General features: G+C 55.3%; 30 protein-coding genes and 1 rRNA gene. 18 read left to right on the top strand and 13 right to left on the bottom strand.

Features of this window, described 5'->3' with window-relative positions; translation table 11 throughout:
- Nucleotides 1-156 precede the first annotated feature (156 nt).
- Complete coding sequence (locus MHM37_RS08395) at nt 157-513, top strand: flagellar protein FlaG (RefSeq protein ID WP_139527800.1); 357 nt, start codon at nt 157-159, stop codon at nt 511-513.
- A gap of 71 nt (nt 514-584) precedes the next feature.
- Here MHM37_RS08395 and fliE read toward each other — a convergent pair whose 3' ends face one another.
- Complete coding sequence (fliE, locus tag MHM37_RS08390) at nt 585-911, bottom strand: flagellar hook-basal body complex protein FliE (protein ID WP_139527799.1); 327 nt, start codon at nt 909-911, stop codon at nt 585-587.
- 256 nt (nt 912-1,167) lie between these two features.
- On the opposite strand from fliE, the gene fliF reads away from it, so the two are divergent.
- The 13 genes from fliF to fliR all read left to right on the top strand — a co-directional run bounded on the left by fliF (nt 1,168) and on the right by fliR (nt 12,355).
- Nucleotides 1,168-2,925, top strand: coding sequence for a flagellar basal-body MS-ring/collar protein FliF (gene fliF / locus MHM37_RS08385; protein ID WP_239296402.1), 1,758 nt, complete (start codon nt 1,168-1,170; stop codon nt 2,923-2,925).
- Nucleotides 2,918-3,922 carry a flagellar motor switch protein FliG gene (fliG, locus tag MHM37_RS08380; protein WP_139527797.1) on the top strand — a complete coding sequence of 335 codons (1,005 nt, stop codon included), beginning with the start codon at nt 2,918-2,920 and terminating at the stop codon, nt 3,920-3,922. The genes fliF and fliG overlap by 8 nt, the downstream gene beginning before the upstream one ends.
- Entirely contained in the window at nt 3,915-4,676 is a 762-nt protein-coding gene (gene fliH / locus MHM37_RS08375; RefSeq protein WP_239296404.1) for a flagellar assembly protein FliH, read from the top strand. The genes fliG and fliH overlap by 8 nt, the downstream gene beginning before the upstream one ends.
- Nucleotides 4,677-4,680: 4 nt before the next feature.
- Nucleotides 4,681-6,069 carry a flagellar protein export ATPase FliI gene (gene fliI, locus MHM37_RS08370; RefSeq protein ID WP_139527795.1) on the top strand — a complete coding sequence of 463 codons (1,389 nt, stop codon included), beginning with the start codon at nt 4,681-4,683 and terminating at the stop codon, nt 6,067-6,069.
- On the top strand, nt 6,070-6,522 hold the full coding sequence (gene fliJ, locus MHM37_RS08365) for a flagellar export protein FliJ (protein ID WP_139527794.1): 453 nt from the start codon (nt 6,070-6,072) through the stop codon (nt 6,520-6,522).
- 22 nt (nt 6,523-6,544) lie between these two features.
- The gene (locus tag MHM37_RS08360; protein ID WP_239296406.1) at nt 6,545-7,828 is read left to right on the top strand and encodes a flagellar hook-length control protein FliK; all 1,284 of its coding nucleotides are present in this window, start codon (nt 6,545-6,547) and stop codon (nt 7,826-7,828) included.
- Between the two features lie 158 nt (nt 7,829-7,986).
- Complete coding sequence (gene fliL / locus MHM37_RS08355) at nt 7,987-8,463, top strand: flagellar basal body-associated protein FliL (protein WP_239296407.1); 477 nt, start codon at nt 7,987-7,989, stop codon at nt 8,461-8,463.
- 20 nt (nt 8,464-8,483) lie between these two features.
- Nucleotides 8,484-9,539, top strand: a complete 1,056-nt coding sequence (fliM, locus tag MHM37_RS08350; protein WP_139527791.1) for a flagellar motor switch protein FliM — start codon at nt 8,484-8,486, stop codon at nt 9,537-9,539.
- A complete protein-coding gene (gene fliN / locus MHM37_RS08345; protein WP_239296408.1) occupies nt 9,536-10,054 on the top strand; it encodes a flagellar motor switch protein FliN in 519 nt (172 codons plus the stop codon). Before fliM ends, fliN begins: the two co-directional genes overlap by 4 nt.
- Nucleotides 10,051-10,485 (top strand): flagellar biosynthetic protein FliO, encoded by a 435-nt coding sequence (fliO, locus tag MHM37_RS08340; RefSeq protein WP_239296409.1) that lies wholly within the window; start codon nt 10,051-10,053, stop codon nt 10,483-10,485. The genes fliN and fliO overlap by 4 nt, the downstream gene beginning before the upstream one ends.
- Entirely contained in the window at nt 10,482-11,261 is a 780-nt protein-coding gene (gene fliP, locus MHM37_RS08335) for a flagellar type III secretion system pore protein FliP (protein WP_139527788.1), read from the top strand. The genes fliO and fliP overlap by 4 nt, the downstream gene beginning before the upstream one ends.
- A 30-nt stretch (nt 11,262-11,291) precedes the next feature.
- Nucleotides 11,292-11,561 (top strand): flagellar biosynthesis protein FliQ, encoded by a 270-nt coding sequence (gene fliQ, locus MHM37_RS08330; protein WP_044629584.1) that lies wholly within the window; start codon nt 11,292-11,294, stop codon nt 11,559-11,561.
- A gap of 2 nt (nt 11,562-11,563) precedes the next feature.
- Complete coding sequence (gene fliR / locus MHM37_RS08325) at nt 11,564-12,355, top strand: flagellar biosynthetic protein FliR (RefSeq protein WP_139527787.1); 792 nt, start codon at nt 11,564-11,566, stop codon at nt 12,353-12,355.
- Nucleotides 12,356-12,407: 52 nt separating this feature from the next.
- Here the strand turns inward: fliR and flgL are convergent, their stop codons facing one another.
- From flgL to flgB, 11 genes are all read right to left on the bottom strand, one after another.
- Nucleotides 12,408-13,649 (bottom strand): flagellar hook-associated protein FlgL, encoded by a 1,242-nt coding sequence (flgL, locus tag MHM37_RS08320; protein ID WP_139527786.1) that lies wholly within the window; start codon nt 13,647-13,649, stop codon nt 12,408-12,410.
- Nucleotides 13,650-13,663: 14 nt separating this feature from the next.
- Nucleotides 13,664-15,322, bottom strand: a complete 1,659-nt coding sequence (flgK, locus tag MHM37_RS08315; protein ID WP_139527785.1) for a flagellar hook-associated protein FlgK — start codon at nt 15,320-15,322, stop codon at nt 13,664-13,666.
- A 61-nt stretch (nt 15,323-15,383) separates the two neighbouring features.
- Nucleotides 15,384-16,406, bottom strand: a complete 1,023-nt coding sequence (flgJ, locus tag MHM37_RS08310; protein ID WP_139527784.1) for a flagellar assembly peptidoglycan hydrolase FlgJ — start codon at nt 16,404-16,406, stop codon at nt 15,384-15,386.
- Entirely contained in the window at nt 16,406-17,533 is a 1,128-nt protein-coding gene (locus MHM37_RS08305; RefSeq protein ID WP_139527783.1) for a flagellar basal body P-ring protein FlgI, read from the bottom strand. The genes flgJ and MHM37_RS08305 overlap by 1 nt, the downstream gene beginning before the upstream one ends.
- 42 nt (nt 17,534-17,575) lie before the next feature.
- Entirely contained in the window at nt 17,576-18,265 is a 690-nt protein-coding gene (locus MHM37_RS08300) for a flagellar basal body L-ring protein FlgH (protein ID WP_139527782.1), read from the bottom strand.
- A gap of 37 nt (nt 18,266-18,302) precedes the next feature.
- The gene (gene flgG / locus MHM37_RS08295) at nt 18,303-19,085 is read right to left on the bottom strand and encodes a flagellar basal-body rod protein FlgG (RefSeq protein ID WP_139527781.1); all 783 of its coding nucleotides are present in this window, start codon (nt 19,083-19,085) and stop codon (nt 18,303-18,305) included.
- A gap of 30 nt (nt 19,086-19,115) precedes the next feature.
- Nucleotides 19,116-19,874 carry a flagellar basal body rod protein FlgF gene (locus tag MHM37_RS08290; protein WP_139527780.1) on the bottom strand — a complete coding sequence of 253 codons (759 nt, stop codon included), beginning with the start codon at nt 19,872-19,874 and terminating at the stop codon, nt 19,116-19,118.
- A gap of 31 nt (nt 19,875-19,905) precedes the next feature.
- Complete coding sequence (flgE, locus tag MHM37_RS08285; RefSeq protein WP_139527779.1) at nt 19,906-21,123, bottom strand: flagellar hook protein FlgE; 1,218 nt, start codon at nt 21,121-21,123, stop codon at nt 19,906-19,908.
- A 36-nt stretch (nt 21,124-21,159) separates the two neighbouring features.
- The gene (locus MHM37_RS08280; RefSeq protein WP_239296417.1) at nt 21,160-21,855 is read right to left on the bottom strand and encodes a flagellar hook assembly protein FlgD; all 696 of its coding nucleotides are present in this window, start codon (nt 21,853-21,855) and stop codon (nt 21,160-21,162) included.
- Nucleotides 21,855-22,265: a flagellar basal body rod protein FlgC gene (gene flgC / locus MHM37_RS08275; RefSeq protein WP_139527777.1), complete on the bottom strand. Its 411-nt coding sequence runs from the start codon at nt 22,263-22,265 to the stop codon at nt 21,855-21,857. Before flgC ends, MHM37_RS08280 begins: the two co-directional genes overlap by 1 nt.
- Before the next feature lie 25 nt (nt 22,266-22,290).
- Entirely contained in the window at nt 22,291-22,719 is a 429-nt protein-coding gene (flgB, locus tag MHM37_RS08270; protein WP_139527772.1) for a flagellar basal body rod protein FlgB, read from the bottom strand.
- Between the two features lie 285 nt (nt 22,720-23,004).
- On the opposite strand from flgB, the gene flgA reads away from it, so the two are divergent.
- The 4 genes from flgA (at nt 23,005) to MHM37_RS08250 (ending at nt 25,241) form a co-directional block, all read left to right on the top strand.
- Nucleotides 23,005-23,631, top strand: coding sequence for a flagellar basal body P-ring formation chaperone FlgA (gene flgA / locus MHM37_RS08265; protein WP_239296410.1), 627 nt, complete (start codon nt 23,005-23,007; stop codon nt 23,629-23,631).
- Nucleotides 23,632-23,716: 85 nt separating this feature from the next.
- Nucleotides 23,717-23,983, top strand: a complete 267-nt coding sequence (flgM, locus tag MHM37_RS08260) for a flagellar biosynthesis anti-sigma factor FlgM (RefSeq protein WP_139527769.1) — start codon at nt 23,717-23,719, stop codon at nt 23,981-23,983.
- Nucleotides 23,980-24,429: a flagellar protein FlgN gene (locus MHM37_RS08255; RefSeq protein WP_139527767.1), complete on the top strand. Its 450-nt coding sequence runs from the start codon at nt 23,980-23,982 to the stop codon at nt 24,427-24,429. Before flgM ends, MHM37_RS08255 begins: the two co-directional genes overlap by 4 nt.
- A 71-nt stretch (nt 24,430-24,500) precedes the next feature.
- The gene (locus MHM37_RS08250) at nt 24,501-25,241 is read left to right on the top strand and encodes an SDR family NAD(P)-dependent oxidoreductase (protein WP_139527765.1); all 741 of its coding nucleotides are present in this window, start codon (nt 24,501-24,503) and stop codon (nt 25,239-25,241) included.
- Between the two features lie 129 nt (nt 25,242-25,370).
- Here the strand turns inward: MHM37_RS08250 and rrf are convergent.
- A 5S ribosomal RNA gene (rrf, locus tag MHM37_RS08245) occupies nt 25,371-25,457 on the bottom strand; the annotation flags it as partial.

The raw sequence follows: 25,457 nt of genomic DNA, 5'->3' as shown, positions 1-25,457 counted from the left end.
ACTTTCTTTTCGTCTATAGTAAAAACTATAAAGTTGATGGCAAACATGCCGATAGACTTGTGAAGAGGCTCATCACCGAACGGTAAACGGCCTCACGCCTTTACTCGGTTACGCTACCTAGCCATGACTGGCTTCGCTTAGGGAGGAACGTTGTATATGGGCCCATTCATCGTTGATTCAATCGCCTCATCACTCGTCGCCGCACTGCCGCAGGAGCGCTCACGCAATGATTCCAGCCTCATTGCGATCACGCCTACCCCCCTCCAGCCAGCACCCTCAGACACTCAACCCGCGACCAGAGAAGAGCTGGTGGAACCTATCCAGCGCATCAACGATGTCATGCGCCCTCGTGGGCTTGAATTCGACATCAGTGAGGATTCATCGCGCATCATCACCCGAGTGATCGATCGAGAAACGGGCGATGTGATACGCCAAATCCCCGCAGAAGAGATATTACAAATGGCCGAACGCCTGGAGGAACTGCAAGGCAAGCTTATCTCTTCACAAGCGTAACGGTAGCAGCGCACGGCCAAGAGCGTCGGCATCGTGTCAGCCGACCACCCTCTCGGCTTAAGCTAAACGCCTTACACCTGCATATTCATAACGTCGCGGTATGCGGTCACTAAACGATTGCGTACTTGCATACCCATTTGAAAGGCCACGCTCGCTTTCTGCATATCGACCATGACATCGTTCAGTTCGACGTTCGGCTCACCGGCCTGAAACGCCATCGCTTTCGCGTTGGCCGACTGCTGTAAACGATTGATACGCTGAATAGAAGCCTGCAGCTCACTACCAAAGCCCGACTGCCCAACCGACGTCGTTAGCTGCTCGCCCTTGATCGGCTGAGCCGCCTGGGCGGCGAGCCCTTGCATCTGCTGCAGCGCAGACTGTATGGAAGGTGAACTCATACACTTGCCTCAATTTGCGGGTGGCCATTTAATGCCGCAAGCCTACCATCGGTACGAAAAGCCTCATACGTACAAATGCGTGTGAAAAGCCAAGCTTTTCGTTCATTTATGGTTGACGCCCCCCAGGATAATGGCGTCCATCACAATTCCGCTTCATTCTTTCAGCGGATAACCGCGATTGACGGATATAGCCTATGCCTTCTTTGGTGATGCGCCTTGGTCGACCCCCGTTTTGCCTTCCCATCTGGAGGGACGCATGAGCGAAACGGGTGCGACGGCAGGCCGTCAAAACAGCACGACACAAAGCCCTCCGCGTAGCGGAGCTGCAGAGAACGACACCAACAGCCCATCGGTTTTTGAGCGCACTATGAAGCAGTTGCGCGGCAATCCGCTTGTGGTCGTTTTGGTGGCCGCTGCTGCGTCTATCGCAATTGTGGCCGCCCTCTTCATGTGGGCCAGCAGTCCCGACTACCGGGTGCTTTATAGCAACCTCAGCGAAGCTGACGGCGGCCGAATCATTACAGAGCTAGATACCCGTGGCGTTCCCTATCAGTTCAGCCAGGGTGGCCAAGCCCTGCTGGTACCCAGCGACCAAGTGCACACCCTGCGCCTTCAACTGGCCGAACAGGGTCTACCGCAAGGGGGTAACCTGGGTCTAGAGCTCATGGAAACGCAGGCGTTCGGTATTAGCCAGTTTGCTGAGCAGGTCAACTTCCAACGTGGACTGGAAGGTGAGCTTGCCCGGTCCATCGAGTCGCTGGGGCCCGTCGAACGCGTCCGAGTGCATCTTTCCATGGCGAAGCCGTCAGTCTTCATCCGCGACCGGGAGCCTGCCAAGGCATCCGTCGTGCTCACTCTGTTACCTGGGCGGGTACTGGGTGAGGGTCAGGTGAGCGCCATCGTCCACATGGTGTCCAGCAGCGTGCCCGAACTCGCCATTGAGGACGTCACCGTCGTCGATCAAAACGGGCGTCTACTGACAGCCAACAGCGCCCAAGGCAACGATCTAGACGGCACTCAGCTGGCCTATATCACGGAAGTCGAACGCTCTTACCAGCAGCGGATCGAAAACATCCTGTCACCTATCATGGGCAGCGACAATGTACGCGCCCAGGTAGCGGCTCAAATCGATTTTTCGCGTCGTGAGCAAACCTCCGAACGCTATAGCCCCAACCAAGCACCTAACGAGTCCGCCGTACGCAGTCGCCAGCTGAGCCTGTCGTACGATGGCGAAGACCCTCTAGCGACCGGCATTCCTGGCGCGCTCAGCAATACTCCGCCAGGTGTCGCTCCCTCCCCCATCAATCAGCCAGATGCAGAAGAGGGCGATGGGAACGACGACGCCGAGCCCGGTGCGCTGCGCAACCTGCGTCAAGAAGACGTGGTGAATTACGAAGTCGACCGCAGCATCGAGCACGTTCAGCATCGCCTGGGCCAAGTTCAAAGGCTCTCTGCAGCAGTCGTTGTCAATTTCCGACGCGTGACCAATGAAGAGGGCGAGGTAGAACAGGTGGCTCTCAGCGCCGAGGAGATCGCCCAGATCGAACGCCTTGTTCAGCAGGCCATGGGATTCTCTGAGCTACGAGGCGACCAAGTCGAAGTCGTGAATACGCCCTTTGCCGCCGATGACGAGACTCGCATCGAAACGGTGTGGTGGCAGCACCCCGACAACATCGCCATGGCGACGACGCTGGGCCGCTACCTTCTTGTCGCTATTGCCGCCTTGCTACTCTATTGGCTGATTTTGCGCCCGCTGATCAAGCGCTACACGCAACCTCCGGTGATGGCGGCTGCCATGCCTGGAGGAACGCTGAGTACGCGCATAGGAGATGAAGAGGACGAGCAGGAGAGTGAGAGTGATGGCGACGAGGAAGACACCTACAGCAGCAAGCCCAAGCGCCGTCGCAAAACGTCGCTCTACGAACACAACCTTAACGATCTGCGAGAGATGGCTCAGGAAGACCCCCGTATGGTCGCGATGATCATTCGCAGTTGGATGAACGCCAATGACTAGCATTGCCGAAATGAGCGGCGCTCGTAAAAGCGCCATTCTCCTGCTGGCGCTGGATGAAGACAGCGCCGCAGAGGTGTTCAAATTCCTCAGCGCCAGCGAAGTGCAAGAGATCAGTACCGAAATGGCGCGGCTTCACCAAGTCTCCCATGAAGACATGAAAGCCGTGCTAGAAGCCTTCCATCGCGAGACCGAAGAGTTCGTGGCCCTGAACCTCAACTCAAGCGAACACATTCGGTCGGTGCTGACCAAGGCGCTGGGCAGTGAGCGAGCCACCAGCCTCATCGAGGACATTCTCGAATCTACGGGCGAAAACTCGGGTATCGATGCCCTGAACCTGATGGAAGCATCCATGGTATCGGAGCTTATCCGCGACGAGCACCCGCAGATCATTGCGACCATCCTGGTACACCTGGATCGTCATCAGGCGGCCGATATTCTCGAGCTGTTCGAAGAGAAGTTGCGTAACGATGTCGTCCTGCGGATTGCCACGTTCAGCGGCGTTCAGCCTGCCGCTCTGCAGGAGCTCACCGAGGTGCTCAGCAGTATGCTCGATGGCCAGAACCTCAAGCGTAGCAAAATGGGCGGCGTAAGAACGGCGGCCGAGATCCTCAACCTGATGAATTCGTCTCAGGAAGAAGTGGCCATCGAGACCGTTCGTTCGCACAGCGAAGATCTTGCCCAGAAAATCATCGACGAGATGTTCCTGTTCGAGAACTTGCTGGACCTGGACAACCGTGCCATTCAGATGGTGCTACAAGAAGTCGAGACGAACTCCTTGGTGGTGGCACTCAAGGGAGCCCAAGACGCGCTGGTGGACAAATTCCTGCGCAACATGTCCCAGCGTGCTGCCGACTTGGTTCGCGAAGACATGGAAGCCCGTGGCCCCATTCGCGTTTCCCAGGTAGAAACCGAGCAGAAAGCGATTCTACAAATCGTTCGCCGCCTGGCTGATTCAGGTGAAATCGTCCTAGCAGGTGGAGACGACGAGTATGTCTAATACGCATGCTCCCGAGTTTGACCGTCACGGAGATTGGCGACGTTGGCAAATGGACGAGCTGACCTCGTCCCGCCGCTCACAATTCGACAGCCATGGCAAAGTGCCTAACGAACACCAGCGAAAAGTCGAGGCGGCACGGCGCGCAGCAGAGGAAGCGCGGGTACGTGAAGAGCAAGAGCGCAAAGACATTTACGAACGACTGCGCAAAGCCGCCGAAGAAGAGGGGTACCAGGCAGGGCTGGCGCGCGGACATGAAGAGGGGTATGCCCAAGGCCTTAACGAAGGCCGCGAGCATGCCGCGCAAGAGCTCAACGAACAAATCCGCCAGAGCGTGACACCTCTGGCGGCGTTAGCTAAACAGTTCTCCGATGCTCTTGAGCACCTTGACGACACCATTGCTCACGACCTGGTAGAGCTTGCTTTGACCACCGGCAAGCAGTTGGCAGGCGAGGCATTGGCAGACCATCCCGACCATATTCTCGCCATCGTGCGAGAGCTGCTGCACACCGAGCCTCCGCTCGTTGGCAGCCAACGGCTATGGCTCAACCCCGCTGACCATGAACTCGTCGCTGAGCACTTAGGCAACGAGCTAGAAGCGGCCAGTTGGACGCTGCAGCCGGATGACCAGCTGGCACGTGGTGGCTGTCGCTTGACCAGCGCCCAGGGCGAATTGGATGCCACGTTCGAAAGCCGTTGGCAGAGCGTCCAAGCTCAGCTCCGTAAGCGCCACAGCGCGCCATCATCGGGAGCGTAATGCCATGAACCATTTACGTTGCCCGCATCAGCACCGATGGCAAAAAGCTCTCCAACGCACGACTCAGCGCGTGGGAAGGCTACCGTATTACCGCACCAGCGGTCGCGTGGTGCGCGCAACGGGCATGGTGATCGAAGTAGTCGGGTTACGTGTGGCGGTTGGCAGCGCCTGCCAAATCGAACTTCCGGGTGCCGATGGCCGCCTGAACGACAGTGATAAGCATGCCGAAGCCGAAGTCGTTGGCTTCTCGGGCGATAAGCTTTACCTGATGCCGCTGGAAGAAATTTCTGGCTTGATGCCAGGCGCACGGGTGACGCCCTTGGTCGATGGCAACGGGCATAGTGCTCGTCGCTTCCCAGTCGGCGACGAACTGCTGGGGCGCGTGCTCGATGGTAACGGTAATCCGCTCGACGACCGTGAAAGCGTCGAAGAGGCACCCCGCACGACCCTGCAGTCTCGACCGCTCAACCCACTGTCTCGAGCGCCCATAGAGTCACAGATCGATGTCGGCATCCGCGCCATCAACGCACTGCTTAGCGTAGGCCGAGGCCAACGCATGGGGCTATTCGCTGGCTCTGGCGTCGGTAAATCGGTACTGCTGGGTATGATGGCACGCTATACCCAAGCCGATGTGATCGTGGTTGGCTTGATCGGCGAGCGCGGCCGCGAAGTGCAGGATTTCATCGACAATATTTTGGGTCCAGAGGGCCGTCGACGCGCCGTGGTCGTCGCCGCCCCTGCCGACACGTCGCCCCTCCAACGATTGCAGGGGGCCGCTTACGCCACGCGCATTGCCGAAGGGTTCCGCGACGCTGGACGCAACGTGCTGCTGATCATGGACTCGCTAACGCGCTATGCCATGGCTCAGCGGGAAATTGCGCTCGCCATCGGCGAACCGCCCGCCACGAAAGGGTATCCGCCATCGGTGTTCGCCAAATTGCCTGGCTTGGTCGAGCGGGCGGGAAATGCGGAGCGAGGCGGCGGCTCGATTACGGCGTTCTATACCGTACTCACCGAGGGAGATGACCAGCAGGACCCTATCGCCGACTCGGCCAGGGCGATCTTGGATGGCCATATCGTGTTATCACGCACACTGGCCGAAGCAGGCCACTACCCTGCCATCGACATAGAAGCGTCTATCAGTCGTGCGATGACTGCCATCGTGACGCAAGAACAGCAGCAGAAAGCGCGAACGTTCAAACAACTCTTTTCACGCTATCAACGCAACCGCGATTTGATCAGCGTGGGAGCCTACAGCCCTGGGCATGACCCTCGGCTAGATGAAGCCGTCAATCGCTTTCCTGACCTAGAGCGATTTCTTCAACAAAATATCGAGGAGTGTGCGCCGCTTGAGGAGTCCCGCCAAGCCCTGCACACGGTAGTGGGAGGCTAAATGAGTCATCAACAGCTCGATATGCTGACAGACCTTGCCCGCGATGCACGCGACCAAGCCGGCAAACTGCTGGCGCAAGAGCGCCAAACTCAGCAGCAAACCGAAGCGCAGCTTCAGTCGCTCAATCGCTATCGGGCGGAGTACGCCGAGCGTTTACAGCAAGCCATGCGTGACGGCATCGATCCCGCTACCATGTACAATTATCAACAGTTCTTGGCGTCACTGGACGCTGCTCTTAGCCGTGCCCGACAGGCGCTAGCGGCGCAGCAAAAGCGTGTGCAACAAAGCCAACAGCACTGGCAACAGGAGCAGCGCAAACTCTCCTCTTACGATACACTGGCCTCGCGCCGGTTATTAGAAGAGCACCGCCGACAAGCGCGTCACGAGCAGAAAGCGAGCGACGACATGGTCACTAATCGTCTGGCTCGCCAGCAGTCTGACAAACCCCTTTAGCGTCGCGTCAGGAAGCCTATTCATGAATATTCAACTGTTACTTTCTGCGAGTCCTAGCCAAGGCAATGGCATGTCGGCTTCACAGACAACCGGGGCTCAAAGCCTCTCCAGCAACGGTCTTTTCCGCCAAGCCATGCTTCAGGCGAATGAAGGACAGCCACGCCTGCCGCAAGAACTCGCTACCGGTGCGACATCCGCCTCACAGGCATCGGCTGCTCTGAAGGAGTTCGCCTCGCTATTGGAGTCACTAGGCATTGAGCTCGACCAAGAAGAGCTCGCGACGCTGCTCGCGCAGCTACACAACGCAGAGCAACCCAGCGCCGACCAGCTAGCCGCTCTGCCCGGCATGCTCAGCAGCACCGGAGAGACCTCACCATCAGCGCTTGACGAAATTTCCAGTCGTCTTGCGCTGGTCGCAGCCTTCAGTGATGCAACGACTCAATCCCGCGACGTCACGGCTGAGACCGTGTCGATTGCTGATATTGCCGAACAGTTAGCGATAAGCCAACAAGATGCTGCCGCGTTAGTCGCTGCTTATCAGCAACTCGCTGCCGGCACAGGCTCGGCCGGTGACTCTACACTTGAGTCCCGCAACCAGCACATCGTCTCACTGCTCGCCGCCAACTCTACGGCTCATGCATCCTCGAGCAGTCAGCCTGCCACATACAGCACGCTGACGGAATCGGCTGCGCAAATGAATGCATCTCAACTTCGCGTCAGTAGTGAGGCAATGACGAGTGCCTTGGCGGTCAGCAATGGCGCTAATGACACAGCTGCGCGGCTGGGTAGCGCCAGCGAACTAGCACTCAACGTGCCTAATGTTCATGGCACTCCTGCCCCTGCTGCCGTTCCATCGGGCACCTCGCTCCCCTCCTCGATCGGTACTCCCGTATCGCATCCGGCGTGGCCATCCCAGCTCGGTCAGCAACTCGTTCAATTTGCTCAGCGAGGGGGGGAGCAACACATTCAGATGAAACTGCACCCCGCCGAACTTGGCCCGCTCTCCATTTCATTGAAAATGACCGAACACGGTGCCCAGGCGCACTTCTTATCGGCTCATGCGCAGGTTCGTCAGGTATTGGAGCAGGCGATTCCGCAACTACGCGACGCGCTGGCCGAACAAGGCATTTCACTGGGTGAAACGTCAGTGGGTGAGCAAAACGCTTCCAATGAACAAGCCTTTGCCCAGCAGGGTAATGGCGGCGGCGGGCTGATTGACGGCAACGACGTCGAAAGTAATGGGCCAACAGCCACGTTGGACAGCACGCCGGTAACCCTGGATGGACGCGTCGATCTCTATGCTTAAGTCGCCTCGGCGTTTGGCATGACCTATGTCGTCATGATCGGGTTAATTAACTAAACCAAAAGATAGGCTCCCCAAGGAAGCCTGTTCGTTTCTTCACCATCACCCGCGTTAGGCATAATGCTTGGCTAGCGTCATGCGTGAACATCATGGGAACAACAATGGCAGAATCAAGCGGCGGATCAAAAAAACTGCTTTGGGTAATGATCATTCTTGTCTTGCTCTCGTCAGCAGGTGCAGCGGCGGCGATCTACCTCGTGCTCGACCAGCGTGACGGCAGCACCGATGGAGAAACCCAACAGCAAACGGTCGCACACACGCCTCCGGTGTTTACGCAGATCGAACCCTTTACCGTCAATCTTGCGGATGACCGCTTTGGATCGCGCCTACTTTACGCGGGTATTACCCTGCGTGTGGGTAACGAACAAGGTAAAGCACTCATCGAAGAGCACATGCCGCAAGTTCGCAGCCGTCTGCTCATTCTGCTCTCAGGCAAGCAAGCCAACCAGCTGACCTCGACAGAAGGCAAAGAGACGCTCGCCCAAGAAATCATTAACCGCTTGAGCGTTCCACTGACGGAAAACCAGCCCCCGCTAGACCTTCGGGAAGTGCTGTTTACCGAATTCATTGTGCAATAACCTAGGGAACGGAGCCGTTCATGTCGCAGGACGATCTACTGTCCCAGGAAGAGATCGATGCCTTACTCAAAGGCGTCAGCGGAGATGACGAGCCCTCGGTAGCGTCTTCTCAAACGCAGGATGAGTCGCGTATACGTCCTTATGACCCGTCGACACAGCACCGGGTCATTCGTGAACGTCTTCACGCGCTCGATTTTATCAACGAGCGTTTTGCGCGTTATTTCCGCAACGGCTTGTTCAACCTGATTCGGCGCAGCTCAGACATCACGGTAGAGTCTGTTAGCTATCAGAGCTTCAGCAACTTTTCACGCAACGTACCGGTACCCACCAACCTCAATATCGTATCGATGAAACCGCTGCGAGGCTCTGGACTGGTGGTTTTCCCACCGAATTTGGTTTTCATGGTGGTGGACAACCTATTTGGGGGCGACGGACGTTTCGTCACCAAGTCGGATGGGCGTGAGTTCACCAACACCGAGCAGCGCATCATTCAGCGATTATTGAATCTGGCGATCGATGCGTATCAAGAAGCCTGGAAAGTGGTATACCCCATCGATGTCCACTTTTTACGCTCAGAAGTGCAGTCGAAGTTTGCCAACATCACTAACTCTCCCAACGAGATCGTGGTGAATACCAAATTCAACATCGAAGTTGGCAACCTCTCGAGCAGTTTTCAAATCTGTATGCCCTACGCCATGATCGAGCCGCTGCGTGACCTGTTGGTGAACCCGATCAACGATAGTAATCATGACAGTGACGGCTCCTGGTCACGTCGTATGGCAAGCGAACTCCGCCAATCGGAAGTAGAGCTGGTGGCCGAGTTTGCACAAATTCCCAGCCGTATTGCGCAGGTCATGGGACTGAAAAAAGGGGATGTCTTGCCGGTGGATATCCCTAACACGATTACCGCACGTGTCGATGGGGTTCCCGTCATGGAGTGCGAGTACGGTAGCCAGCGCCAGCAACGCGCGTTACGGGTACTGCGCATGATCGACCATGCTGCTATGAATAACGTATCGTCCAAGGACTTTATTAAAGGTTCAACGCGACAGAAAGCCAAGGAATCCAAAGCATGACTGATCCTAATAAACCCGATCAAAAAGTCTCTGATGACGATTGGGCGGAAGCCATGTCTGAGCAAGAAGAGCCGTCGTCTGACGCGGATGCCGCCAGCGAAGACGAGGACCCCTGGGCAGCTGCCATGGCTGAGCAGGAAGCAGCCGAGCAGTCTCATGCAGAGGATGAGCCCGCCCCAGAGGCGCCTCAAGCCAAGTCTGCAACCGAAGAGGTGTTTCGCCCACTGAGCGGTGAGCAAGGAAATGCCCCCTCCCGTGATCTAGAGATGATCATGGACATTCCGGTCAAGCTGACCGTAGAACTCGGCCGCACGAAGCTCACGATCAAACAGCTCCTGGAGCTGGCGCAAGGCTCCGTTATCGAGCTAGAGGGCCTTGCTGGGGAGCCTATGGATATCCTGATCAACGGCTATTTGATTGCCCAGGGCGAAGTGGTCGTCATCGAAGATAAGTACGGTATCCGTATTACGGAAATTATCACGCCGTCCGAACGGATTCATAAACTCAACCGATGAGCGTGGCGACTTCCAGCGCTCAGCCCTCGGTCGATGCGCTAAGCGGCGGTGACGCCCTGGTGGGCATGGCCGCGTTGGGTAAAACGGCCGCGGCGCTCGCACTCGTCATAGCGATCATTTTGGTCTGTACGTCGCTGCTCAAGCGCTGGCAACAACACCGGTTCGACCAGGGGGCGCGGCTTCGGATCGTCGGAACCACTGCCGTTGGCAATCGTGAGCGCGTGGTGGTCGTCGAAGTGGAAGATACGTGGCTAGTGTTGGGGGTCAGTAGTGGCCGTATCAGCAAACTGCATGAGCGGCCCGCTCCACTAAACCGCCCCCCGACGCCTGAATCGCCGCCCTCTCGTTTCTCGCAGCGCCTAGCCAATGCGCTGGCCAAGAATCGTGGTAAAAGCGCCTCACCCTCTTCAGACTCTCAGCACTCATCATGACTCACGTTTCGCCCGTTGCTTGGCCCTTTCTACGTCGCTGGTGGCTGTTGGCGCTGTTTCTGGTTGGCAGCCTGATAGCCTTACCCGCCGCCGCTCAGCAGCTACCCGGCCTTGTATCACAGCCAATGGAAGATGGCGGCCAGCAGTGGTCGCTCTCGCTACAAACGCTGCTATTTTTAAGCTCGCTGGCCTTTTTACCTGCGATGCTGTTGATGATGACCAGCTTCACACGCATCATCATCGTATTGAGCTTGCTGCGCACCGCCATGGGAACGCAGGCAACGCCGCCCAATCAGGTACTACTGGGCATTGCGCTGTTTCTGACGTTTTTCATTATGTCGCCCGTCTTGAGTCAGGTCTACGATACCGCCTGGGTGCCTTTGACGGACGAAGTAATCAATTTCGAAGAGTTCTTACTGCGTGCTCAACTCCCCTTTCGTGAGTTCATGTTGGCACAGACGCGGGAACCCGACCTCGCTCTCTTCGTTCGTCTGGCCGATGTCGGTCCGCTGCAAGGCCCCGAGGAGCTCCCCATGCGGGTGCTGCTTCCCGCTTTTGTCACCAGCGAACTCAAGACAGCCTTTCAAATCGGCTTCACCATCTTCATTCCATTCTTGATCATTGATTTAGTGGTGGCGAGCACCTTGATGGCACTAGGGATGATGATGGTGCCTCCTGTGACCATCTCACTGCCTTTCAAGCTCATGCTCTTCGTACTAGTCGATGGCTGGCAGCTCATCATTGGCTCGCTGGCTGAAAGTTTTTATATGATTTAACGTCGCATGCGCGGCAAGGAGCCTCTATCCATGACACCTGAAATGGTGATGAGCGTTGCTTATCAAGGCATGCGCGTAACGCTTTTTTTGGCGGGACCCATGCTGTTGGCGGCCCTCTTTACAGGTCTGATTATCAGCCTGTTTCAGGCGGCCACTCAGATCAATGAAATGACGCTTACCTTCATTCCAAAGATTCTGGCCGTTTTTGCCGTTCTAGTACTAGCAGGCCCTTGGCTCATCGGTTTGATTACCGACTTTACAACGCGCCTATTCACCAATATTCCCGCCATGGTGATGTAACCATGGTCGACGTCACCTTTGCGCAGCTACAGGGGTGGCTAGTCGCTTTCTTTTGGCCTTTCGTACGCATTACGGCGTTTATGACGGCGACGCCTCTCTGGGGCCACTCTAGCATCCCAACGCCAGCGAAAGTGTCTCTGGCAGCGGTCATTGCCGTCGTCATTACTCCTGTTTTGCCTCCCATGCCAGACGTCCCGCTCATGTCTTGGGCGGGGCTTGGCATCATCGTCGAACAAATGCTGATCGGTATCGCGATTGGACTCGTGATGCATATCGTCTTCGCGGTCGTTCAGGCCGCCGGTGAGTTCATCGGCTTACAGATGGGCTTGGCCTTTGCGAGCTTTTTCGACATGTCGAGCGGCACGAACATCATGGTGCTCTCACGCATTCTCTACATGGTCACGCTACTGATGTTTCTCGCGTTTAACGGCCATTTGATGGTGTTGGAGGCGTTGGTGATGAGCTTTCAAACGCTGCCTATCGGGATCGGTACCTTGAACCCGAATGCCTTCGAATTACTGGCGCGGTATGCAGGAACGATTTTTGCCTCCGGCATGCTGCTGGCTCTTCCTCTGGTGGCATCGCTGCTGATCATTAGCCTATCGCTAGGCATCCTCAACCGCTCAGCGCCACAGCTGACCGTCTTCAATATCGGCTTTCCCACGTCGTTGACCGTTGGCATTGTGCTGCTCATGGTGTTGATGAGCGATATCGGCCGCTTTCTCCAACAGCTGTTTAGCCAAGGGGTCAATTTTACCCAGAGCCTCATCGAGACCATGGCCCCCTTGAACTAAAAAGCCTCAGCATCCTGGCTGAGGCTTTCAGTAGACGTTAGGCGCTGAGACGCTACATGAAGTCGAACAACGACATGCCTTTGATATCCACGAACGCTTTTTGAGCCGCCTGCAGGCCTACTTGACGCAGGCTATACTCCGAAATCGCATCGGCATAGTCGAGATCGACCAGATCCGATAGCGTCTGCTCATAGTTGAGCATACGGTTATTGCCTACCGCATCGATGACATCCAGCTCATTGAGCCTTGCGCCAGCAGAAGCGCGTACCGTCAACACATTGTCTAGTGAATTATCTAATTCACGCATGGACGTATTCAGCGTATTGCGAAGGGCAGCCTTTTGCGTATCGTTCTCTGCTGGGGTCTCTAGCACACGAATCGCTGCTTCCATGGTGCGGAACAGGTCAGCGGGAAGCTGGTCGCTGCCAGGCCGCGCTACCAAGATCTCATCACCGACCTGAGGAGCTCCTTTCAAGGTCAAACTGACGCCACCAAAACTTATTTGCTCGCCGGCAGGGTCATAAGCTTGGTCTTCAAGGCCCGCTACTGGCTGCCAAGCAGCACCATCAAACTGCTCAACGGTATAAGTGGGGTTACCAGCCCCATCATCGTCGAAAAGGACGCGAAAGCTTTCACCATAATTCGGGTCGTTGACGCTGGTCACTTGAGGTCCACTAAACGTCACGCTTCCCTGATTGGCTACGTCAGCGTTTGCGATGTAGCCTGCTCCGCTAGGCACACCTTGGAAAATCGTTGCTCCATTTTCTGTGACAGGCATGAGGCGAGACGAGTCGACACGCTGAGAACGCGCGTTAACATCACCATTGTATTCAATACTGCCTGTCGCAGATTTAACGAAAGGCGGCGCGTTATCTTTATAACCACCAAAAATATAGCGGCCGTTACCATCGGTGGCATTCGCCTGCCCAATCATCGTCTCGTAAACGCCTTTCAACTCACTGGCGATGGACTCCCGATCGACATCACTCAAGGTATCACTGGATGCTTGGATCAATAGTGTTTTGGCACTGGTCACCGCATCACTAATACTATTCAGAATACTTTCTGTCTGTGCCAGTGAATTACGTGCCGATACCCGAGCATCTTCATACTGCTGTGTGATGGCTTTCGACTGGTCTACCCCTACCGCACGTGATGCCGCTTGCGGATCATCGGACGGGTTGACGACCCGGCGGCCGCTGGCAATTTGCTGACCAATCTTTAGAAAGTCATTTTGCTGACGGTTAATGGAAGCCGTACTCTGCTCATACATAGTGACCGTACTGACACGCATCGCCTAAGCTCCTATTAGTTCCGCAGGTTCAAAATGGTATCCATGATCGTACCTGCCGTATCGATCACGCGGGCATTCGCTTGATAAAATTGCTGGTATCGAATCAGGTTAGCCGCTTCTTCATCCAAGTTAACGCCCGACTCGGACTGCTGTACGGCCCGGAGCTGATCCGTTAGCCCCTGACGCGCATCCAGGTTGACTTGGGTAATGTTGGTGCGATTACCCACGTCACTAACGAGCGCACCATAGGCACCGCTGACCGAGGCACTCCCCCCTACGATGTTTTTACTTTGAAGATCTTGGAGCAGCAAGGCGTTGCTATTATCGCCTGCGCCTGCAGCGATCCAATCGGCCGGATCATCGTTGGGATTGATGGGCAAACCCGCCGCAATTTTATCGGCATCGATGAGATTGACTTCCATCCCATTGGCCGCTCGACGCACGGGTTGAACCTCGAACTGGTCCCCATTGGCCGGTGTATTGCTGAACGTCATGGAGATGCCGCCAAACGACAACGTATTGTTGGCAGCGTCCCACCCTGTCCCGATATCGACGTTTGCACCGCTATCGTTACGCGTCACGGTAGGAGTGCCGCCAGCAAAACTGACGGTGTAATCTGTTGCACGAAGTTGAGCGATGTTGTCTGTGTCAAACGCGATTGCATCGATCGTGACGGCACTATTGCCCTCATAACTGTAGGCCTGGGGTGTCCTGACATTAAAGAAGTCATCGCCCTGAACGCCGTCCAAATCAACGCCCTGTTTATGCTGTTCGTTAAACGCCACGGATAACGACACGGCGAGCTGTCCGACTTGGTTCTGAGTTTTATCGAGCGTCTCAGAACGGAAGTTCATCAAGCCACCTAACGCGCCTCCTTTGACCGTGGACTCGTCCAACTGAATCAGGTTACCGCCTCCATCACGATATCCCACGATCGTCCGCTGTGGATCGTAGTCGGCCTGCACGGGTTCTAATTTGAACGAGCTAGTTCCCGTGACGAGCGGCTGACCGTTGGGCAAGCTAATGTTGTACGTCTTGCCATCCTGCACGTTGAGCCGCAAATCCATGCGCTCGTTGAGCTGAGAAACCAAAAAATCTCGCTGATTCAGCAAGCTGTTCGGAGCTTCACCAGTTCGTGCGCGTGCCAGCGAAATCTCTTTGTTAAGGCCCGCAATCTGCTCCACAGTATTGTTGACTTGAGTGATTTCGTCTTTGATCTGGTTATTGATATTGCTCTGCATGTCCTGCAAATAACCATCGAACGAACGAAACTGTGCGCTCAGCGTGTTTGCCGTTCCCAGCACCCCTTGGCGTGCTGCTGGGTCAGAGGGCGAGCTTGCCAAGTCTTCCAAAGACGAGAAAAACGTCTGCATGAGCGGGGAAAGACCTGCGTCTCGATCGGCCAACAAGTTATCAATTTGTGAGACTTGGTTGTAATACGTTTCTAAAGCGCTGGACTGCGTCTTAGCATTATTGAGCTGATTGGCCACGTAAGTATTGAACTGGCGCTCGATATCATCGACACGTACGCCGCCCCCTACACGTCCCTCACCGAGCTGGGTAAGCTCGCGATTATAACTGGGCGTATAGACGTTACTAATGTTGTTGCTTGTCGTATTGAGGGCATTCTGCGCCGCATTGAGGCCGCTTAAGCCGATCGAAAACATGCTCATGGTTCAATTCCTTAGGCCGGTATCTATTTATCGGCAATGCGCAGGCAAACTTGAGGCATCGCTAGCGAGAATCCGCCAGCAAACTCTCCGCTGTATTTAAGGGCCCCATCGTGTTCATGACCGAGACCAGCTTGTCGGCGTAACGCGGGTCGGTCGCATAGCCGCCGCGCTGCAACTCACGGGCAGCCTGCTCCGCATTGGCCGCTTGTAGAACACCGGCATAGCGAGGGTTGTTGCCAATCAAATTGGCATAATCGGTAAAGGCATGCTCGAACGAGTCATAGACACGAAACGTATCGACGACCTGCGTACGGCGACCGTTCACGTACTCATGGGTCACGATGTCGGTGGTCTTGCCCTGCCAATGGCTACCGGCTTTGATACCAAATACGTTGTAGCTGTTATGCCCCTGCCGAGTGGCTATTTCGTGACGCCCCCAGCCCGTCTCCAGGGCTGCCTGCGCTAAAATGAGTTCAGCAGGTACCCCCGTGGCAGCACTCGCCGCCTGGGCAGGCGTGGCCAGCGTGTTTAAGAAACGCTCGACATGGTCATGGGAAGACGTCACCGGACGCCGGGGCTCCGCCAACATGGCGGGTGCGCTGCTGGATTCCAATTGCTGGACGGCGTCCAGCTCGTCATAAAAGCGGCCGCTACCCGTCGTATTGGCAGGCGCCTGAGCACTGTTCGGCTGTAGTGGATTGTCTAGCACGCGCGGCGTCCCACGAGGAATACCTGCAATCAGTGCCTGAAGTTCTTGATCAGGGTTGCTAACTTGACCAACCGCCCCTTGACGCTGTAACTGTTCCACCAATGCATCGGCCAAGCCAATGCCTCGGGAAGCCATGACCTGTGACCACTGCTGGTCGAGCATGGATTGATAGAAGGTCGTGTCGCGGCTCTCTAGCAACCCTGAGGTTGGCGTGGCATCCCGCATGCTTTTGACCATCATTTGGATAAAAAGGGCTTCAAACTGTTGCGCTGCGCCTTGCACCCCAGCCTCCGGGTCGAGGCGGGCATTGTGCTGTAGCCGCTGAAAACCGCTCATATCCAGCGCGAACTGACTGGTCATATCCCCCATACTCATTAAATGATCTCCAGCTCAGCACGCAAAGAGCCCGAAGCTCTCAATGCTTCCAGAATTGACATTAAATCTTGAGGGGTGGCGCCTAACGCATTGAGCGCGTTCACCACTTCCGCCAAGTCAGCCCCTTCGACGATCTGTAGGTACGCCTCTTGCTGTTCGATATTGATATCTGCATCCGGCACGACCACGGTGTCGCCTTGCCCCAAGGGGTTGGGTTGGCTCACGCCAAACTGGGTGTCGATCATGATCGAAAGATTGCCATGCGCGACGGCCGCACGACGTAGCGTCACCGCACTATTCATCACCACGGAACCGGTTCGTGCGTTCAGCACGACTTTAGCGGGCGCTTCGGTGGGCGTCACCTGCACGTTCTCGACTCGCGCCATGAAATTGACGCGGTCATTGGCATCCATAGGACCATCGAGGGCGATGACCCGTCCATTTCGCGCGTAGGCAACGGACTGCCCGAATTCACTGTTGATGGCAGAGACCATGCGCTGCACGGTACCAAAATCGGCGTCATTGAGCTGCAGCTCCAACACCCCGCCGTTGCCCCCCAAGTTGAGCGGCACTTCCCGCTCGACCAGGGCGCCGTTAGGAATCCTGCCTGACGCCTGCTGATTGATCTGCACACTACTGCCGCCTGCTTGTGCTCCCGCACCACCTACCAGCATGTTGCCTTGGGCAATCGCGTACGTATCACCATCGGCGCCTTTGAGCGGCGTCATGAGTAGCGTACCGCCCCGCAAACTGCTGGCGTTGGCAATCGAAGAAACGACGATGTCCAAACGCTGCCCGGGACGAGAGAACGGAGGAAGGTCTGCCGTCACCATGACGGCGGCCACATTACGCAGTTGTAGGTTGGTGCCTGGCGGCACCGTCACGCCTAACTGCGACAGCATGTTGGTCAAGCTCTGGCTAGTAAATGGCGCTTGGGTGGTCTGATCACCGCTACCGTCTAACCCCACCACCAAGCCATAGCCAACTAACTGGTTATCTCGCACGCCTGCAAAGCTCGCCAGTTCGCGCACGCGTTCAGCGTGGGCTGGCAGCATTACCAAACAAAGCGCCAACAGCGTCACGATACGCAAGGTTGCTGTTAGATATCGATACGCTTTCCACTGCATAGCCATTTCACCAGGTCTCTGTTGTCGAGCTTGTTGACACGCCTAGAACGGCGACACATTCAGGAAAAAGCGCTGCAGCCACCCCATATGCTGCGCTTCGTTGATATAGCCATCGCCCACGTACTCGATACGCGCATCGGCGACTTGAGTCGACGGCACGGTGTTTTGCGCGGTAATCGTGCGAGGATTCACGACACCCGAGAAACGAATGAACTCGGTGCCCTGATTGATCGCAATCTGCTTTTCACCGCGCACGCGCAGGTTCCCGTTATTCATGACTTCCAACACGGACACGGTAATCGTACCGGTAAACGTATTGTTGGCTTGTGAGCCGCCACCGCCTGCAAAGTCACTGGCGCCTTCGATATCGAAACCGTACTCCGCCAGCGTATCCAACACGTCGGGTAGCTGGGCCAGGTTAAGGCTTGCACTGCCCGAGCGGTTGGCATTGGATTGGGCATTCTTACTCGCGCTCACCTCTTCATCGAGCACGATGGTCAGAATATCGCCGATGGTACGGGGACGGCGGTCCTCGAACAGCGGCTGATAGCCACGACGTGCCTGGTAGATGGAGCCATTGGGTATCGGTGGCGGCCGATCGACAATGGTGATTTGCTCTTGCTCACCGACGACCGATGCCCGAGGTATCTGCGCGCACCCTGCCGTCAATAACACCAGTAGTGCCAAGCTCGCCATCACGATGCGGCGTAACTTAAAGTTTGATTTCAGCATAGCGCGACCTGTTAAGAAGCCCTGACGAACTTTGACATTAGAGCTGGCTTAGACGCGCTAGCATTTCATCGCTGGTAGAGATAGCACGACTATTGATCTCATAGGCACGCTGCGTTTGGATCATATTGACCATTTCTTCGACGACGTTCACGTTCGATGTCTCCACATATCCTTGGAACAGTCGTCCGGCACCGTTGTTACCCGGCGCATTTTGGTTTGGGGCGCCCGAGGCACCGGTTTCCAGGTAAAGATTGCCACCGATGCTTTCCAAGCCTGCTGGATTGATAAAGGAGGCAACGTTGATCTGCCCAATATCGGCATCTTGAGCGATACCAGGCTGCCGAACACTTACGGTTCCATCTTCCCCAATGGTGACCGATAACGCATTGGCGGGAATGAAGATCGCTGGCTCAATCGGGTAGCCATTGGCGGTGACCATCTGACCATTTTCGTTTAGCTGAAAACTGCCGTCACGGGTGTAGCCAATTGTGCCGTCAGGTAACAACACCTGGAAAAAGCCTTCCCCATTGATCGCAAGATCTCGGGAATTGCCCGTTTCTTCCAAGCCCCCTTGAGTGTGCAGACGCTCCGTGGCCACGGCACGCACCCCGGTGCCAATCTGCATACCAGAAGGCAGGCGGTCCTGAATGTTGTTCTGGGCACCCGGCTGACGCATGTTTTGATAAAGCAGGTCTTCAAAAACAGGCCGAGAACGCTTGAAACCATTGGTACTCACGTTCGCAAGGTTATTCGAAATGACATCGAGTTTGGTTTGCTGGGACTCGAGCCCGGTTTTAGCAGTCCACAAAGACTTGATCATACGTAGGTTCCCTTGGCTGAGTGGCTGCAATTAGCCTTGAATAGAGAGAATACTGTTGGCTCGCTGAGCATTTTCATCCGCCGAGCTGAGCATTTTCATTTGCATGTCGTAACGGCGCGCTACGTCGATCATCGACACCATGGCATCGACGGCACTCACGTTACTGCCCTCCAGCGCACCGCTAACCAACCGTGCATCTTCGTCAGCTTGAAGCACACCAGGCGCCCCATCTGCACCAGGGGGCGCTCTGAACAAACCATCATCCCCGCGCTCCAGACCCAGCTCATCTGGCGTCACGAGCTTGATACGACCAACATCCACCATTGCCGCGGGACCTTCTCCCTGAGGAATCGCACTAATCGTGCCGTCGGCACCTAGAGAGATTTGCGCCCCCTGTGGCACCGCAATGGGGCCAGCGTCACCCATGACGGGACGGCCGACACTCAACAGCACACCATCGCTGTCGAGCTGCAAGTCACCACGTCGGGTATAGGTTTCGGTCCCATCGTCTGCTAACACCGCCATCCAAGCATTCCCCTGCATGGCCACGTCCAACGTACGCCCAGTACGCTCGATGGGGCCTTGCGAGAAATCGGTTCCCGGCGTCGTGGCAACGGCAGATACCCGGGTAGGCAATGCACCATCGCCTTGCACGGGCACAGAGCGCACGGCCTGAAGCTGAGCGCGGAACCCAGCGGTCGACACATTCGATAGGTTATTACTCACTACCGACTGCTGATCCATCGTGTGTTTTGCGCCACTCATGGCGGTATAAAGCATGCGATCCAAGACGTTTACTCCTTACCCGTTCGCCCAGTCATTAAATGTTAATGATGGTTTGCAGCAGCTCGTCCTGGGTGCTAATGGTCTGGGAGTTTGCTTGGTACGCACGCTGAGCCACGATCATATCGACCAATTCACGCGCCATATCAACGTTGGATGTTTCGATCGCATTTGGTTGGATCAAACCACGCAAACCAGCCCCTGGGGCACCTAGAAGTTCCTGGCCTGAGGTGCCGGTAGCGGCCCATAGGTTATCCCCTTCAGGACGCAGGCCCTCAGGATTACGGAACGTCACCAGTGTCACTTGCCCCGCGGCACGCGACTCCTCATTGGAGTAGTTACGCATGATGGTGCCATCTTCCTCAATGGTGATACCCACGAGAGCACCTGCGGTATAGCCGTCTTGAATAGTGTCATTGACCGTGGACTCACTGGCAAACTGTGTCGTTCCCTCGAAACTCAGCTCAATATCCAAAGCCGCTAACGGATTGCCTGCCCCGAACTCATTATTATTGAACGTGGCATTATTGGTGTTCTCCGCCTGCAGAGTACCGTTTTGGGTAAAGGTGAGATTACCTAACGCGACGTCGTAGGTGCCGCCATCAGCAGGCCCACCCGAGAGGCGACCATTCACGTTCCACTGGTTAGCCGCTGTCTTTGTAAAGTAGAGGGTTAAGTTACGTGCGTTACCTTGCGAATCAAAGACAGTCGCGTTAGTGGAGTAATTGTAGGTATTCGCATTATCGGCGTTAAACGCAGCAGCAATGACTGGCTGTCCAGAGTTCAAGTTCAACGAGACACCTAACTCTGTCGTAGCGTTTGCAGGTAAGTCACCCGGCGGAATTTCCATCGGGACGACATTACCCCCTTCTTGTACGTTACCTTCGGCATCGGCAGGGTAACCCATAATCTGCGCGCCTTGAGCATTCACAAGACGGCCATCAGCGGTCATGGTTAACTGGCCGTTACGAGAATACCCGATCTCGCCATTCGGCTGCTGATAGCGAAAGAAGCCTTCACCTGCAATGGCTAAGTCCATGTTACGGCTGGTGGATTCGATGTTACCCTGGCTGAAATTCTGCAATACAGCAGATGTTCGCACCCCCAAACCAACGCGCGAGTTTGCAAATACATCCGCAAACTGAATATTGGAGCTTTTAAAGCCAACAGTCTGCGAGTTAGCGATGTTGTTACCCACCACGCCTAGTTTTTGCTGCTGAGCGTTCAAACCACTGAGTGCTTGCGTAAAACTCATGATATTCCCCTGGAAAAAGTGTCGGCTAGCGAATCATCAAAGAATTTGTTTGATTTGATCGAGTGTCACTTGGCCATAGATCGCGCCAAGGTCAAGGCGTACATCACTGCCCCCCGCTCCAGGCGAAACGCCTTGAACAAGGGCATAATTCAAGGCACGTGACTCTAGCAACTCGCCCTCGGCATTGGTTGCTTTAAAATTGACCCGGTAAGCGCCTTCAGGAACCGCTTCGCCGCCATTGGTCATCCCACCCCAACTAAACGATTCTACGCCTGCAGCCACGCGGCCTAAGTTATTGGTGTAAACCACTTCCCCTGATTGGCTCGTCACGGTGACTTCAACTTTCTCGGCAGGGGTATCCAACTCGATGCCGAACGGCGTAGCGTAGGAACCATTCTCAGGATCCACGCTCACCATTACGTTATTACCAGGAACCAGCACGGCCTTATCGATCAGGCCTGCGGCCTGCAGCGTTTGTGCCGCATCCATCTGTTGGGTAATGCCATTCAAAGTAGCGTTCAGCTCTTCAATACCGCTGACGGTATTGATCTGAGCAAGCTGAGACGTCATTTCCGAATTATCCATCGGATTGAGCGGATCTTGATTCTGGAGCTGTGTAATTAGCAGGGTCATGAAGCTATCGCGCAGCTCAGCGGACTGCCGCGTGGAGAGGCCAGCGGTCGAACCACTGCTGGTGATACTATTAACGACACTCGTGTCAATATTCATTATTAGCCCTCACCGAGCGACAGCGTTTGAACCATCATTTGCTTGGTTGTGTTGAAGACTTCCACGTTGGCTTGATAAGAGCGTGACGCAGAAATCATGTTGACCATCTCATGCACCGGATCCACGTTAGGCTTAGCCACATAGCCTTCTTCATCGGCGGCGGGGTGATTCGGCATGTACTCCATACGTAGCGGAGAGTCGTCTTCCACGACTTCAGTAACCCGCACCCCACCCACGCCAAAACGATTATTCTGGGACTGGGTCTCAAACATGACCTGTTTGGAGCGATACGTCTCACCATCTGGGCCCGCAATGCTATCGGCATTCGCCATGTTGCTGGCGGTGACGTTCATTCGCTGGGCTTGGGCGCTCATGGCGGAACCGGCGATCTCAAACGCTGAAAACATCGACATAGCTTATTCTTCTCCTATTACTAGGTTATTCAGGCTGCATCGCATTTTTCAGGCCTTGAATACGACGGTTCATAATGGTGAGCGCGGCCTGATAGCGCACCGCATTGTCGGCAAACTGTGTTCGCTCGCGATCCATATCGACAGTGTTACCATCCAAACTGGGCTGGTCTGGAATCCGATACAGTAAATCTGCACTTCCTGCGCCTCGCCAAGCTGGCCCTTCACCTGCCAGATGCCGGTCTGACGTACGCGCCAACGCCAAGCCACCGCGCTGCTGCTGAGCTTGGCCACCATCGACGGCTTTCTTCAACTCGCTGGCAAAATCGATGTCTCGCGCTTTGTAGTTGGGGGTATCGGCATTGGCAATATTGGCGGCAAGTACTTGGTGTCGTTGCTGCCGCAACCCTAGCGCCTGCTGGTGAAAGTTAAAGGCAGATTCAAGCTGATCGATCATGCCGACCCTCGCTCGCTGAGAGGCAAAAAATAAATCGGAAATTGTTGATGATGAATAATAGGCGTGCGGCTTTCACCTTAAAGCATGGAACAGCTACCGTTTACACCAGCATTTCCCATGATGCGTGGGGTACTTTTGCATTACACTGCCGGGCTGATGCTTGCCATCTGTCTTTCTAAACTGAGCGATCTTCTCATGCGCTACTTGCTGCATTTTGCTGCACGCTGCTCAATAGTTCTTAACGTTTTGTTATTACTTCTTTATGTCGGCGCTCCTCAGCCCGTCTTGGCGCAAGCTACGGATCAAACGCTGCTCGACACAGTGCAGCAGTTTCTGTACCAAGAAACTCAAACACTGGGGCAGGAGGTCGTCATCGATATCGCACCACCATCGCCGCACCTGCCACCCTGCCTTCAACCCTCCCCCTTTCTCCCTAATGCAAACCAAGCGCCAATCGGTCGTGTGTCGGTGGGCGTTCGCTGCGGAGAAGACGGACGCCAAACTCGCTATCTGCAAGCCCAAGTAGATGTGATAGGTCGCTACATCGTGGCTGGCCAAGACATTGCCCGCGGCACACTCATCACATCGTCCATGCTGGCTCAGCGTGAAGGCAATCTGAGTGATCTGTCATCTCAATCGCTAACCAGTGAGGAGGATGTCGTTGGCAAAGTTGCTCAGCGTCCCATTCGCAGCGGTAGCACCTTCCAAGCACATTTCTTACAAGCTCCCAGCCTCGTTGAACGCGGCCAGCGCGTCACGGTCATAGCAGAAGGTTCTGGCTTTCGCGTCTCAAGGGAAGGAGAAGCGCTAACGGATGGCGCAGAGGGCGAGACCATTCGTGTGCGTTTTGGCCCTCGAGACATCATGAATGCGCGAGTGATTGGCCAAGGGACTTTGATGGTGGATTTTTAGCCGATCATCTAAAGTTTCTTTTTAGGAAGCCGATAAAGGATCATATAGCGCACGGCGCCCCAACGTTGACGATGAGGCCAACAACGTGAAAATTGATAACCTTAATCCGCTGCTTCGTAATACACCAGCGCAGCAGCGTGACGATGCTCAAAAAATCAGTGGCACCAAGCCATCGGAAACGGGTAACACGACCCGTGAAGCCACTCAGCTTAGCCAGTCTAGGATCGATGATAGTCAAGATATCGACATGACTAAAGTCCAAGAAATTCGCGATGCCATTCGCGAAGGTCGGCTTGAAGTACGTGCCGACCGAATCGCTGATGGCCTGCTTGCCAACTTGAAAGACCTATGAGCCTATCACGCCTTCTTTCCAGTCAGTTGCAGCGTCTTGAAGCACTTATCGAGCTACTTACCGATGAGCAAGAGCAGCTGACCAAAGGCAGTATCGATGGTGAAGTGTTAACAGACATCGCTGCCAAGAAACAGGCACTGCTTGCAGAGCTTGAGCGTATGGAAGTTTTACGCCGCGGCGTTCAAACCAAGCTTGGCTATCCAGAAGGCGCTCCTGGCGCCAAACAAGCTGCCACCGATGCCGATTGCTTAGCCACTTGGGAAAGCCTGCTCGAAAAGAGTGAACGCGTATCACGCATGAACGCGCTGACCGGCCAAATGCTGTCCGTGCGCATGAAGCACAATCAAGAAATGCTCGACTATATCCGGCAAATTGCCGAGAAAACCCTGTATAAACCGAATGGTCGTAACAGCGCTCAGCCAGGACGTATCAATGCGTCGGCTTGAACGACAAGCATAGACAAACCCTATACAAAACGCTTCAATGAGAACAACACTGTTCACTATTGGAGCGTGTCATGTTTCCCTATCTCCCCGAAGATTTTACCGCCGTTATTGCAGGTGCCAATGGCGGCATTGGTCGTGCCATGTTGCACACCCTTTTGGCTGCACCTCAAACAGGGCGCGTCATTGCGGCTAGCCGTTCAACGATAGCGATGCAGCATCCAAAACTCGAGGCGCTTTCCGCGGACATCACCACGTCGACAGGTCGCGATGCGCTGTGTAACGCATTGGATGGGCAGCCCGTTCACTTACTCTTCAATGCCGTGGGCGTTCTTCACGATACGTCTAAGCACATACAACCCGAAAAACGACTAGAGCAGTTGGATGAGGCAGCCTTTGCCCACGTCATGCACGTCAATGCGGCAACGCCTGCGCTACTCATTGGTGCCCTCAAGCCCTCACTGCAAGGCCAGCACCCCACGATCATCGCCAGCCTCTCTGCTCGAGTCGGCTCCATTACCGACAATGGGTACGGCGGCTGGTATAGCTACCGTGCCAGTAAAGCTGCGCACAACATGTTGATGAAGACAGCGGCCATCGAGCTGAGCAGGCTTAATAAACAGTCGATCGTTCTTTGTCTTCACCCAGGCACGACGGACAGCTCTCTGTCGAAGCCGTTTCAAGCACGCGTCCCTGCCGAAAAGTTGTTCAGCCCAGAGTTCGTGTCAACACGGCTAATCGAGGTCATAAACAAGAGATCCCCCGAGGAAACCGGCAGCTTTTGGGACTGGGCGGGTGAGTCGATCGAGTGGTAACGACCTTGGTATTTTCGCTTAATTATTAGAAGTTCTTACAGCAAAAAGCCCCGCACACGGTGTGTACGGGGCTTATCGAGCGCACAACAAAAAACCCAGCCGGTTGGCTGGGTTCTTTGCGGTATAAGTGCCTGACGATGACCTACTCTCGCATGGGGAGACCCCACACTACCATCGGCGCTAAGCGGTTTCACTTCTGAGTTCGGCATGGGATCA

Origin of the sequence: Halomonas sp. MMH1-48 (assembly GCF_022348105.1) — a bacterium.
GTDB classification, from domain to species: Bacteria; Pseudomonadota; Gammaproteobacteria; order Pseudomonadales; family Halomonadaceae; genus Vreelandella; species Vreelandella piezotolerans.
The sequence above is the reverse complement of the archived record's forward strand: the minus strand, read 5'-3'. Positions and strand labels throughout refer to the sequence as shown.